Source organism: uncultured Roseibium sp. (assembly GCF_947496995.1).
Classification (GTDB): Bacteria; Pseudomonadota; Alphaproteobacteria; order Rhizobiales; family Stappiaceae; genus Roseibium.
Genome location: NZ_CANMFD010000004.1, coordinates 415,151 through 427,026, shown reverse-complemented (window position 1 = coordinate 427,026; position 11,876 = coordinate 415,151). Strand labels below are relative to the sequence as shown.

General features: G+C 57.0%; 9 protein-coding genes. 3 read left to right on the top strand and 6 right to left on the bottom strand.

Translation table 11 applies throughout. From position 1 onward, the window contains the following. Nucleotides 1-136: 136 nt before the first annotated feature. The 6 genes from Q1B40_RS17970 to Q1B40_RS17945 all read right to left on the bottom strand — a co-directional run bounded on the left by Q1B40_RS17970 (nucleotide 137) and on the right by Q1B40_RS17945 (nucleotide 9,410). Nucleotides 137-1,285: an NAD(P)/FAD-dependent oxidoreductase gene (locus tag Q1B40_RS17970; RefSeq protein ID WP_299817321.1), complete on the bottom strand. Its 1,149-nt coding sequence runs from the start codon at nucleotides 1,283-1,285 to the stop codon at nucleotides 137-139. Continuing rightward, entirely contained in the window at nucleotides 1,282-3,126 is a 1,845-nt protein-coding gene (locus Q1B40_RS17965) for a LodA/GoxA family CTQ-dependent oxidase (RefSeq protein ID WP_299817318.1), read from the bottom strand. The genes Q1B40_RS17970 and Q1B40_RS17965 overlap by 4 nt, the downstream gene beginning before the upstream one ends. A gap of 79 nt (nucleotides 3,127-3,205) precedes the next feature. Next, entirely contained in the window at nucleotides 3,206-5,230 is a 2,025-nt protein-coding gene (locus Q1B40_RS17960; RefSeq protein WP_299817316.1) for a LodA/GoxA family CTQ-dependent oxidase, read from the bottom strand. Nucleotides 5,231-5,324: 94 nt separating this feature from the next. Then, nucleotides 5,325-5,591, bottom strand: a complete 267-nt coding sequence (locus Q1B40_RS17955; protein WP_299817314.1) for a hypothetical protein — start codon at nucleotides 5,589-5,591, stop codon at nucleotides 5,325-5,327. A gap of 50 nt (nucleotides 5,592-5,641) precedes the next feature. After that, nucleotides 5,642-7,546: a hypothetical protein gene (locus Q1B40_RS17950; protein ID WP_299817312.1), complete on the bottom strand. Its 1,905-nt coding sequence runs from the start codon at nucleotides 7,544-7,546 to the stop codon at nucleotides 5,642-5,644. Nucleotides 7,547-8,507: 961 nt separating this feature from the next. Further along, nucleotides 8,508-9,410, bottom strand: a complete 903-nt coding sequence (locus Q1B40_RS17945; RefSeq protein ID WP_299817763.1) for a pirin family protein — start codon at nucleotides 9,408-9,410, stop codon at nucleotides 8,508-8,510. Between the two features lie 248 nt (nucleotides 9,411-9,658). Here Q1B40_RS17945 and Q1B40_RS17940 point away from each other — a divergent pair, with 248 nt between their 5' ends. Genes Q1B40_RS17940 through Q1B40_RS17930 form a run of 3 tightly spaced genes read left to right on the top strand, consistent with a single transcriptional unit; the run spans nucleotide 9,659 to nucleotide 11,851 of the window. Next, on the top strand, nucleotides 9,659-10,582 hold the full coding sequence (locus Q1B40_RS17940) for an ABC transporter ATP-binding protein (protein WP_299817310.1): 924 nt from the start codon (nucleotides 9,659-9,661) through the stop codon (nucleotides 10,580-10,582). Continuing rightward, on the top strand, nucleotides 10,582-11,076 hold the full coding sequence (locus tag Q1B40_RS17935) for a GNAT family N-acetyltransferase (RefSeq protein WP_299817308.1): 495 nt from the start codon (nucleotides 10,582-10,584) through the stop codon (nucleotides 11,074-11,076). Before Q1B40_RS17940 ends, Q1B40_RS17935 begins: the two co-directional genes overlap by 1 nt. A gap of 13 nt (nucleotides 11,077-11,089) precedes the next feature. Beyond that, entirely contained in the window at nucleotides 11,090-11,851 is a 762-nt protein-coding gene (locus tag Q1B40_RS17930) for an ABC transporter permease (RefSeq protein WP_299817306.1), read from the top strand. Nucleotides 11,852-11,876: the final 25 nt, after the last annotated feature.

Below are 11,876 nucleotides of genomic sequence, written 5' to 3'. Positions count from 1 at the left end.
CAATTGTCTTTCCTGACTGTTACGCTTGCCGGGTTTAAAGCGGAATGTGACGGACCAGCATATGCCATTGGCGTGCCTGCATAGAAAGTCGGTTTGAAGGTGGGTCGAGATGTCAAAACATCGTCTCTCTAGAACCTCATAAATGCGTTCTTTCCTGGCGCCGGGTCCAGAACAGGGAATTGGGCCATCGCTTTTCCATGGCGTAAAAAAAATTTCGATTTTCGAGGTAATGATTGAACCGCGATAGAATGTCGATTTGGTAGGCGTCCAATGAATTGGCCTCTCCTGCGAGATACTGCACGATGATTTTGGCTGCCGACAGGCCGTCAAAAAGCGCCTTGTAGATCCCCTGTGACGAGATCGGGTCATATGAAGATGCCGCGTCGCCTACCGCGAGCCAGTTATCTCCGGAAATTTTATCGAGGATGAAGGACAATGCAGGATAGGTTAGCGGCCGCTCCAGATTGAACTCGCGTCCGGCCACTATGGGTGCAATGTGTCTGGTTTCTTTCAGTTCACAAAGCCAGTCGCGTGCATTGCAGAGTGCGCGTTGCCTGACCGTTTCTGGGTCGCTGGCGATGGCGACAGCCAATTTGTTGTTTGGCAATCTTGCTGCATACCACCAGCCATATTCCGACGACTCGAGGATCGTGAGCCTGGAGAAATCATGCGTTGCGGAATAGTCGAAAAAGCCGTAGGCGCAGATCAACCGGTCCAGAAAGCGTTTTCGGGCCCCCATTTGACGGGCCAGGCCAGAGTGCATTCCCATCGCGTCCACGACAAATCGTGCGCTGATTTCTTTGACTTTTTCGTCTGACTTGGACTGAAGTGACAGACCGTGCCCGTCACTTCCCTGGGGCTCGCATCTCACGAACCTGGTGTTCGTGCATACCGTGATGCCCTTCCGCGCAGCCATTTTGGCAAGGAATTGGTCGAAGCGGATGCGATCAAGATGCCAGCCATGGCCGAGCGGGTTGAACAAAAAATCATTGTAACCCAGAACATCGTCGCCCCAGGAGGAACAGCTGCCAAGACAAGGCTCGTGAGCCTGCTGTAAGAATTCTTCCCAGATACCCAACTCGTTCAAAAGCAGACGAGTGTCGGGGGGGATGCTTTCACCGACGCGGGCCGAAGTGTAGTCGCCACTCTCGACGATCAGGATGTCACGGATGCCGTGCTGCGCAAGGGCCATGGCTGTCGCACAGCCAGCCGGACCGCCGCCAAGGACCACGACCTCGAAACCGATTGACAGATCGCGCATTGCGGTGAAATCGGACCGGTTCAAACCTTTTTTGCATCCCGTCCCTTGAGCGGCGTCGCGGCAACGTAGAGCACTGCGTCTTCGGCTCCATCGTCGACGGGGGGGAAGTTGTCGATGGCGTCCTGATTGCGCTCGATTTCGAGGAAGTTTTTGCCAGCGGCATCGGTTCTCAGGATGATTCCCAGGTCTTTCCAGTTGGTTACCATTTGCAGATCTTCGAACTCTTTTGAGTTCGTGTCGCTTTGCCTTGTCCACTGCAGTTGCTGGGCCGGCATGGCCAATGGGAACACCGCATATGGCCTTTGTGCCGGCCACCACCAGCCAAAATCTCCTTGAACCGAGCATTCATTGAAATCCGCCTGCCATGGCTGCGCCATGTATTTGGTGGCGTCGCCCGGTTCCAGCCCAGCGGAATAGTCGTTGTTGGCGCCGTTGGTCAGGCTTAGCCCGCCCGACACATCCTTGTGTCGCAACCGGAAAGCGTCCGACAACGCGGGGAGGGCAGGCAGCGGTTGGTAGAGCGTCGGATTGCGGCAGATCCAGGTAATTTCGATACCAGGACAGAATGCGCCGCCGACGCAATTTTCCAGATTGGCCCGGTCCAGCGCCACGCCATCTCCGGCGGAGGCGGTTGGCGTGGTGGTGACGTTGCCGTGGGCGAACTGCTGGAACAGGAAGTACTGGGTCCGGGTGACGGAAAGATATTCGGACGTTGTGACTTTGCTGATCGGGTTGTCGCCTGCGAGTTTGGGCATCAAATCTTTGCCCACATTGGTTTGGTCGGGCCGCCGTACCAGCGGCAGGGACTGGCTCTTGAAGGATGAGGAGCCTTGCACCGCAACCGAGGCATGCTCAGTGGCGCCAAAATCTGAAATCTTGGCCACGTTCCGGTAGAGGTTCGGACGGATCAGGATCGGTTCGATGTCAGTCGTCTTGTTCGGCTTGTAGGATGTCTGGAACTTTCCATTCGCAAAGATTGCGGGGTTCAGGTCAAACTCTCGGATAAATACGTCGTAGATGGTGTCGTAAAGCGAAACCAGATTGAAAACTTCGGGTGCGTAGGCAGGCGGTCCGCACAGCACCCAGGACGGTTGATCGATGGGGATTCTGGAGCCATTCGCCAGCACCAGGGTGGCATTGACCGGGCCGTCCGACACATCATCGAACCAGCCATCGTTGTTGGCATAATGCTTGATCTCGGTTGTGGTGCTATTGCTGCCGGAATTGCCTTCGCCACCAAGTACGATCAGGTTGCCATCGGCATCGGTCTGGATGTTGCCCAGCGTCGTAATATCGAAGGGTTTCAGCCCCTTGCTGGCCACGGTGAAATCTGCAGGTGCGGCAGTGGCACCCGAAACGGTTCGTGGGCCGGGGTCGAGCAGCAATTGCCTCCGCCGGGGGTCGTCCAGGGTCGTAGGGTCCGTTGTCAGCCCAAGTTTGCTGTTGGACCGCAACGGATTGGCGGAGCCATTTTTCAGATAGCCCGCGTCTCCCTCCATCCCTGATCCGGTCAACTGCTCGAACTGAAACCAGCTGGCCTTTTTACTGGCGAGATAGACCGTCCATTCAATGCTGGCAACAGCTTCGCCATTTGCCGTCGATCCGATCTGCACCAGCGTGCCGGGGTCTTCCGGATTGGTGTCGTCATAAGCGTAGACCTTGAATCGAGCGGCTTGTTTCTTCAGCGCGCCACCTGCGTCGCGGAACAGGTTGGCTGGCAGCGTTCCCTGCCCGTCATAGATTGGTTGGTTGGTGACAGGGTCCAGCGGGAGCCCCCCGGGGGTATCTGGGGCAAGGTAGAACTCGGCGCTGTTGCCGACGCGGGCAATGCCGATTGCCGGATGGATCTTGTATTTCGTACCCATGGAATATGCTCCCCCGCAAAATGTCTTATGGAAACCGACACCGCTCTTGGCGGCCCTAAGGTCCTGCCAATTTATCGCCCTATTTTGGGTTGGCTTTCTGCGGGAACGGCTGAACCTTGTTACCGCCGTCGCCCAACTGGCTTTGCACCTCAAGATAGTGACCCGCTTTGAACGGCCCGCCGTCGCTGGCGTCGATCGAGGTGCCTTGAAGGATCACTCCGATCTTGTGAAAATTCTTCACCATGTTTAAGGAGTCCTGATACCGCCCCTGATCCGCCGGATTGTCGGACCCGGTCCCGTCGCCGCGCACCGAGAACCGCTGATCCCCAAGATTGCCGCCGCTCACATCCTTTGCTGCATAGACCGCGACCGGGCGTTGGGCGGGCCATGACCAGTAAAGCATGCGCGATGCATTGGGTGCCGGGCTCGGTGTATGGGTGGCGCAGGAATTGTAATCGGTGTGCCAGGGCAGGGCCATGAATTTTGACGTGTCACCCGGTTCCAGTCCTTCGTTGCCGGTGTGCAGCGGTACGTAGCCTTCGGTCAGCAATGGCGTGCCGGTCTTGGCGTTCGTGTAGCCAAGTGTCTTGGCCTTGATCCGGAACGGTCCCGAACCCGAGGTTTGCCAGTTCCTGATGTACAGATCGGGCTGCCGGACGATAAATGTCATGTCGATGCCGGGACTGAACCGCCCGCCCAGGCAATTGACCAGAATGGCCTTGTCCAGCGCCTCGCCGGGGCCCAGGTCCGGGCCTGCGGCGGCACTAAAGTTCTTTGCGTTCCATTGTTGCAGGATGAAGTATTGCGTCAGCGACAACGAAAGGAACGACTGCCCCTGATCGCCCAGCGACAGCGGCATCTTGTGTGTGTCGCTGGACTGGCCAGTGACATTCGGGTCCCTGATAATGTTCAGACCGGCGACGGGGGTTGATCCGGGATCTTCCGTTGCAGTGATTCCACCAACACTGTCATGCGCGCCTGCGGCAAAAGACGGCAGGTTCGTGTTCCATTGCTGCAGCGAGGCCGCAACAAAGATCGGCTGGATCTGGTCAGGAAACGCCGGCTTGTAGGCGCTGTTGAAGGAGCCGCTGGCGTAAAGGTCCGGCACAAGGTCCAGTTCACGAACGAAGGTGTCGTAGAATTCGTCCCAAAGCGAGACCACGTTCAGCGTCTGCGGCGCATAGCTTGGATCGGTCGAGACCACCCAGGCACCCTGCACCTCTGCGGTGCTCTGGTCGTCGAACACCAGCGCTGCCGAAACTGGTCCGTCCGCCGTGTCGTCAAACCAGCCGTTGTTGTCGACGAAATCGTCCAGCGGATAGGGCTTGCCCTGCTCGTCGTACCAGGCACAGGCCCGCCCGTAGGCGCCGACCACCAGAAGCCGCCCGTCGCTGTCGGTCTGCATCTCGCCCAACGTATCGATGGGTCCGACCGGGCAGTCCAGCTTGGCAAAGCTGTCGTCGGGAAATACCTTCGGGTAATTGGGTAGCGGCGCAACGGCGCTGCCGTCCCACCACGACGCTCCCGTCACCTTGTCGATGCCGACCTTCGCGGTGTTCTTGCCGGAGATGGTTCGGGGACCGGGGTCGATGGTCAGCTTGCTGACCCGGGTCGGATCGTTCAGCACCGAAAGCGGATCTGTCGGCTGGGTGCCGCCGGGCGCATTGCGGATCGGCGGCAGTTTGCCATTCTCATAACCCGCGATGATCAGATCATCGGGCGCCAGTCTGTTGTTCTCGGTCTTGAAGGTGTTGGCTTTCTTGTTGGCGACGTGCACGGTCCAGACAATGTTGGTGACGGTCTTGCCATCGACCTTCGAGCCAATTTTGATCTCGGTCCCCTGACCTGTGGGGTAGGATTCCGAACCGGTTTCCGGGTATTGAAAAATCTTGAACCGTGCGGCCTGGCGTTTGAACGCGCCCGTGTTATCACGCAATTCGCTGCTGGTGATGGTGTCTGATTCAGTCCCCGGTCTGATCGGTATGCCACCGGTTTTCTCACCGGTGCCAAGCGGCAGCCCAGCCATGGTTTCGGGGCCAAGATAGAACTCTTCGCTGTTGCCGACGCGGGCCATGCCGACGGCGGGGTGAACGCGGAAAATCATTAACTCGCTCCTGAAATTATTTTGTCATTCCGGACGCACCAGAAACCTCACCCGTGGGCGGTAGAGCCCGCTTGGAAAAGCGGACCTTGCCGTTTCAACTTGTCGCGGAGGCATTGCCTTTGGGGGCACCGGCCTTTACCCAGTCGAAAAAGGTCTGAACTTTGTCGGCAGTCCAAGCGGGTTCTCCTATCGGCATGGCGCCCGATTTGACCTTGATGTAGATCGCTTGTGCGTGTTGCTGATTGCTGACGTAGTCGTAGCTGTCCAACAGAACCCCCCTTGGGGTCATGCAGGCGACATCCTTAGCGGTGAAATAGTCTTTAATGGTGTTTTCCCATGTCACTTCGGCAGCACTGGTCATGTCTTGCTCCTTGGTCCGTAATTAGGAAATTTGAGATTGAGATACGTTCGTCAGCGCAGGCTACGATTTCGTATGGTCAAGCTGATGCCTGATGTGGTTTCAGGCGCTGGTGCTTCGGGTTCGGAAACCGAACCGCGTGCTGTAATCACGCTGAAATCTCCGGCTTGGTTCAGCGGGTTTTGGCCCTGACTGCCATGACAGCCCATGCAACCGCCCATGGCGTAGAAATGACCGCCGTAATAGCTGTTCTTATGCTCGGTGCCGTCGGTGTTCCAATCGGTTGTAATCGTGCCGTTTTCCGACAAGCCACCGCTGAACAACTGCAGCGACCGGTTGGTTTCGACCATGATATTCGCCAGATAGAAGGTCGAAGGCAGTGGATCGGTGCCGCTATAGATCGATCCGTTCTTGGTCTGAATCGTAATGTCCTTGTCGTGAGGGACGTACTGGACGTTGATCAGCTTGTAGGCCAGCCAGGGCGAGCCCGCGCTGCCCACATAATCTGAGATTGCATCATGCGCTGCTGAGTTAGCCGCGATCACATCGGCGGGGATCGCGTTCTCGCGCTTATTGACGCAGATCTTGCCTTCGCTCGGTGCATTGTTTGGCGACGGGAACTTGGTGTTCTGATAATAGATCCTGGAGCCAGGGGTATCGCAAAAAGCCACAGTGGATTGTTGATCCGCGCAAGTCAGTGGATCGCCCGGGACCGTTTCGAAGTTTTTGGTCAGGACGATATTTCCGGCGTTGCTGGCTCTTTCAGTTCCGCTGGGAGCGGTCATCGCTGGACGCGGGTCGTTCAGACAGACCTGCGGTTCCAGGCTTGTGACGCCGGATACGTCAACGACGATATTGCCGTCTTCGTCCTCGACCGGTTTGCCATCTGCGGTCAGGATGTTGTCGGCCTGCTCGAAAGTGGCGTAAATGAAATAGGGTGCGGTGGGCGTCTTGTGGATGATATGAAGTGCGACTAGCCCCCACGTCGCGTCGCGGTAGCAGATGCCATGGGTATTCTTGGCTTCCTCGTAGTATCGCACAAGCTGGGTGTGAAAGCGGCCCGAGGCCATTTCGTCAGCATTGAGTTCGCGCCAACCAGCCTTGGTCTCAATGGTACCATTGCGCAGACTGACCAGCTTGTCACCCATGTCTACTGGCGGGCTGGCCCTGTTGGCGGCCAGATAGGTCTTGGTATCCGCGACTACCTGCTTCGGGATTGCGTTCCACCATTGCTGATCGTTTGCGACCGTGCTGGAATTTCCAACAATATATTCGAAATGGGTCCGGTTCGATTTTGCCAGAAACCGCACCAACTTCGGCGCCGCGTTTGTGGCTGACGAAGCTGAACTGACAACTCCCGCGAACATCGATGCAAGCGTGATCTCGTCGGTTTCGTCAAGGTTGATCCATGGTGGCGTCGTGGGTGCCGTCTGGCCATGGCAGGGCGGTACGTCGGTAGAATACTTGTAAGCAGGTAGCGCGTCGTATCCGTAAGACTTTGATGCATCGGCAATATAACCGGGGGGCGGCGGTGGTGGTGAGGGTTCTTTAAACGCGTTGTAGCCGGGGAAAGTCTCGACCTTGTTGCGCATGGTCTCCCATACCAGCGGGCCATTGTAACTGGGATCACCGAACTTGACGGTTGTCGACGGTGCCTCGCGCTGTCCCGGCATTCCTTCTTGGGGACCGGCGGGCCAGCTTAACGCGATAAATTCCTGCCACGCGAAAGCCGAGGCCTGCGCCAGCGTCGCCTTGGGCGCGCCGCCGCCGGTCGGATTCAGCTCATCGGGAACCGTCGGATCAATGGTAATGACAGGTGTCGATTGGGCCATTGCCGGCGCAAGGGGTGTGGCAACGGAGGAAACCACTAATATGGTAGCGCGCGCAAAACTCCGAGCGGTGCCGACACATCCAGATGGATTTGGCATCATGCCTTTCGGAGACGGGTAATCATGCATTGCTAAACTCCCTTCGATGGCATCATTTGAACGGTCAACAAGCACTTCAAACAAATCTCGACATGAGGCTTTTCCTGGCGAAAGAGCCGAGTTCCTTGTTGGCGGCCAGTTATCAGAAGAAGCCCTGTGAATTCACGCGCACTCCGTCCCCTCTTAAGAAGCGGCGAGAACGACCACTCTTAGGTAGGCTGTTTTTCATCTGAAAATATTATGTAAATCTCATGTAATAATAAACGAGGAGTCTCAATTTAATGAATATCATTCACGAAGAACTAATTCACTTGTAGTAGTCGTTTATTTTTACATTGAAATTACGCTATCATAGTTTATTTGCAATCTGAAGTAGTTTTTATCAATTTTGAATCTATTTATTTAAGTTATTGATTTAAAACAAAAATAATAAATTGCCGCTAGGGCAACGACACGCTGGGATGGGGGCGTCTTGGCGGGCTTTGATGGGACATCAATTCGTAAAAATGCCTGGCATGTCCACGATCCCGTCACGCCTTTTGTCGTCGTTGTATCGGGTCAGTTTCTCGTGCAACTGCCGTCCGAGGATGCATGAGGCATTCGCTTGTCAATCGAGCCCCGGCTACATGCTTCAGGGCACTCATTGGTGATCCGGACGAACACTCTCTTTCTGTCTGTCCTATAAATCGGGGAGAGCATTGGGTGGATCAAATCACCTGAGACAGGGCACCATGGCTACCCTTTGACATTGATAAAAATTATTGCGCTCGAAACACGCCAATCACCGGTTCACACAAGAAGATAATCTGATTTTGCCGGAAGGAGCGCGTTGAATGGACGTACCCTGAAATCCGACTCGCCCCTTGTTTTCGGAACCTGGAATTTAACATAAATCAGATGCCCATCAGATTCCGTCTTCTTTGCTCAGGGCCGTATTCTTGCGGACCTTGTCTTTCTGACCTCTGAACGTTCGATGGATGCCTGCTTTTCGCTACCGGATAAACGTGCCGCTGCGCAGTTCCTTGATCGCCTGATTAAGCTCCTCATGGGTGTTCATGACGATCGGGCCGTGCCAGGCGACGGGTTCGCGGATCGGGGCGCCGGAGACGAGCAGGAAGCGGATGCCTTCATCACCTGCCTGGACGACGATCTCGTCGCCTGAACCGAAGATCACCAGCGAGCGGTTTCCGGTTTCGTCGCGGATCTTGAGTTCCTCGCCGCCGAATTCCTTTTCCGTCAGCACACCGAAGGGGTCGGAGGCGCCTTCGAAGCTGCCCGAGCCTTCGAAGACATAGGCGAAGGTCTGCTTGTAGGTGTCCACCTTGAAGCGTTTCTTCTTTCCCGCAGGCACATGGATATCGAGATATTGCGGCTCGGCGGCGATGCCGTCGACCGGTCCGCGTTTGCCCCAGAATTCGCCGCAGATGATGCGCGCCGAGGTGCCGTCGTCATCCACCTCGACGGGGATGTCTTGTCCCGCGACGTCCTGGTAGCGCGGCTCCGTCATCTTCAGCGAGGACGGCAGGTTGGCCCAGAGCTGGAAGCCGTGCATGCGGCCCTTCGCGTCACCCTTGGGCATTTCCTGGTGCATGATGCCGCGCCCGGCGGTCATCCATTGCACGTCGCCCGCGCCCAGATTGCCGGTATTGCCCAGGCTGTCGCCATGCTCGACGGTTCCGGCGAGCACATAGGTGATGGTCTCGATGCCACGGTGGGGATGCCAGGGGAAGCCTTTCAGAAAGTCTTGCGGCCTGTCGTTGCGGAAATCGTCGAGAAGCAGGAACGGGTCGAGCATGTCCGGATCCTGGAAGCCGAAGACGCGTTCGAGCTTGACCCCCGCGCCTTCCATGGTCGTTTGCGTGCTTCCGATGTGTGTAACGGGGCGGATGGACATGGGCGTCTCGCTTTCATCGAAGATTGTATCAGCCAAGATAGCGTCAATTTTCCGAAATCCCAGCCGGGGCACACCAAACGCAGTGTTTGCGCGGTGTGGACAATCCCGGTTGCCCGGGGTGGTCTCCTGCCGGAAGATCCCGGTAGGCCGCACGTCTTGCATCTTGCGGCATTCCAGCCCACATGCCAGTGTGGCGCGCCGATTTGGCCGCCCGGTCAAATTCGACTTTCTCAACCGGTTGGAACTTCATGGCTCCCATATTGTCCGTTCGCGACCTGGAAAAGACCTATGATGGCGGTTTCCAGGCTCTCAAGTCCGTTTCGCTGGATATCCGCGAGGGAGAAGTCTTTGCGCTTCTGGGACCGAACGGCGCGGGCAAGACCACGCTGATCAGCACGATCTGCGGTCTCGTGCGGCCGACGTCCGGAAGCATTGATGTGGGTGGTTTTGATGCGCTGAAGGATTTTCGCGCCGCCCGCCAGCTCATTGGCCTCGTGCCGCAGGAAATGCCGACCGCGCCGTTTGAAATGGTTGCCGATACCGTTGCCTTCAGCCGCGGACTGTTCGGTCTGAAACCGGACCCGGCGCTGGTTGAAAGTATCCTGAAGGACCTGTCCCTTTGGGACAAGCGTGACAATGCCATCATGTCTCTGTCCGGCGGCATGAAGCGCCGCCTTCTGGTTGCCAAGGCGCTTGCCCATGAGCCGCGGCTCCTGTTTCTGGATGAGCCGACGGCAGGTGTCGACGTTGAACTCAGGCACGACATGTGGCGCATCGTCGGCAATCTGAAGGAGCGCGGCGTCACCATTATCCTGACGACGCATTACATCGAAGAAGCCGAGGAAATGGCCGACAGGGTGGGGGTGATCAACGGCGGCGAAATCATCCTCGTGGAAGACAAGGCGGAGCTGATGCGCAAGCTTGGCCGCAAGCTGCTGACGCTCAACCTGAGCGAACCTCTCAGCGCCTTGCCGGCAAGCCTGGCTCAATATGACCTGACCCTGGCGAGCGACGGAACCAGCCTGGTCTACACCTACGATACGCACGCGGAGCGAACGGGCATCACGTCGCTTCTGACGGATCTGTCGTCGGCCGGTGTCCGGTTCCAGGATCTGCAGACCGACCAGTCTTCGCTTGAGGACATTTTTGTCGATCTGGTGAAAAGCGGGTAATGATCATCATGGGCAATGACTTCGCCATTCGCAGAGCGGAACCGGGCGACAGGGACGCTCTGACAGACCTGTGCATGCGCTCGAAGAGATCGAACGGCTATGACGATGCGTTCATGGCGCAATGCGCGGAAGAACTGAGGGTTCGCGACAGCTGGATTTCGGACGATCACTTCTGGCTGGCCGAGACGGCAAGCGGCAATCCGGTCGGCTGTATCCGGCTCAGCATTGCCGCCGACGGCGAGACGGGGGAAGTAGGCACCTGCTTCGTGGATCCGGACTGGAAGGGCAAACAGGTCGGCCGCCGGCTGTTCGGTCCGCTGCTGGAAGAAGCCAGGAACCGGGGAGTGACCCGGATCGAGCTGGATTCCGATCCGTTCGCCGAACCGTTTTACGTCCGCATGGGCTTTGTCACAACCGGCCGCACGCCCTCAGGCTCCATTGCGGGCCGCACGCTGCCGCGGATGGAACTGCTGCTCGACAGCAAACTGGTATAGAGACGGACATTTTATGAATTTCGAAGCGATCAAATCCATCTATCTTGCCGAAATGGCCCGCACCCGGCGCACGATCATGCAGAGCATCATCTCGCCGGTGATCTCGACCGTGCTCTATTTCGTGGTTTTCGGCGCAGCGATAGGTTCGCGCATCACTGAGGTGGATGGCGTGAGCTACGGAGCCTTCATTGTGCCGGGCCTGATCATGCTGTCGCTCATGACCCAGAGCCTGTCCAACGCCTCTTTCGGCATCTATTTTCCCAAGTTCACCGGGACCATTTTCGAAGTCCTTTCGGCGCCCGTCTCGTTTCTGGAAATCACCATCGCTTATGTCGGCGCGGCGGCGACGAAGTCCGTTCTGGTCGGCTTGATCATCCTGATCACGGCGAATTTCTTCGTGCCGCTGGAAATCCAGCATCCTGTCTGGATGGCGGCGTTTTTCGTGCTGACGGCGGTGACCTTCGCCCTGCTTGGCTTCATCATCGGCATCTGGGCGGACAACTTCGAGAAGCTTCAGTTCGTTCCGCTTCTGATCGTGACGCCGCTCGCGTTTCTGGGCGGGAGCTTTTATTCCATCAACATGCTGCCGGAATTCTGGCAGAAGGTGACCTTGATCAATCCGGTCGTCTATCTGATTTCCGGTTTCCGTTGGAGCTTCTACGGTCAGGCGGATGTGAGCTTGTGGCTTTCACTGCTTGCAACGATGATCTTCCTCGGTGGATCGCTTGCCATCATACATCGTATCTTCAAGACCGGTTACCGCCTGAAACCGTAATGCGGAAGACCGGATAGGAATGGGG

What these genes read in the sequence shown, in the direction of transcription:
- Q1B40_RS17950 (WP_299817312.1), bottom strand. Translation starts at nt 7,546, where the DNA reads ATGCATGATTACCCGTCTCCGAAAGGCATGATGCCAAATCCATCTGGA.
- Q1B40_RS17945 (WP_299817763.1), bottom strand. Translation starts at nt 9,410, where the DNA reads ATGTCCATCCGCCCCGTTACACACATCGGAAGCACGCAAACGACCATG.
- Q1B40_RS17965 (WP_299817318.1), bottom strand. Translation starts at nt 3,126, where the DNA reads ATGGGTACGAAATACAAGATCCATCCGGCAATCGGCATTGCCCGCGTC.
- Q1B40_RS17930 (WP_299817306.1), top strand. Translation starts at nt 11,090, where the DNA reads ATGAATTTCGAAGCGATCAAATCCATCTATCTTGCCGAAATGGCCCGC.
- Q1B40_RS17955 (WP_299817314.1), bottom strand. Translation starts at nt 5,591, where the DNA reads ATGACCAGTGCTGCCGAAGTGACATGGGAAAACACCATTAAAGACTAT.
- Q1B40_RS17940 (WP_299817310.1), top strand. Translation starts at nt 9,659, where the DNA reads ATGGCTCCCATATTGTCCGTTCGCGACCTGGAAAAGACCTATGATGGC.
- Q1B40_RS17935 (WP_299817308.1), top strand. Translation starts at nt 10,582, where the DNA reads ATGATCATCATGGGCAATGACTTCGCCATTCGCAGAGCGGAACCGGGC.
- Q1B40_RS17960 (WP_299817316.1), bottom strand. Translation starts at nt 5,230, where the DNA reads ATGATTTTCCGCGTTCACCCCGCCGTCGGCATGGCCCGCGTCGGCAAC.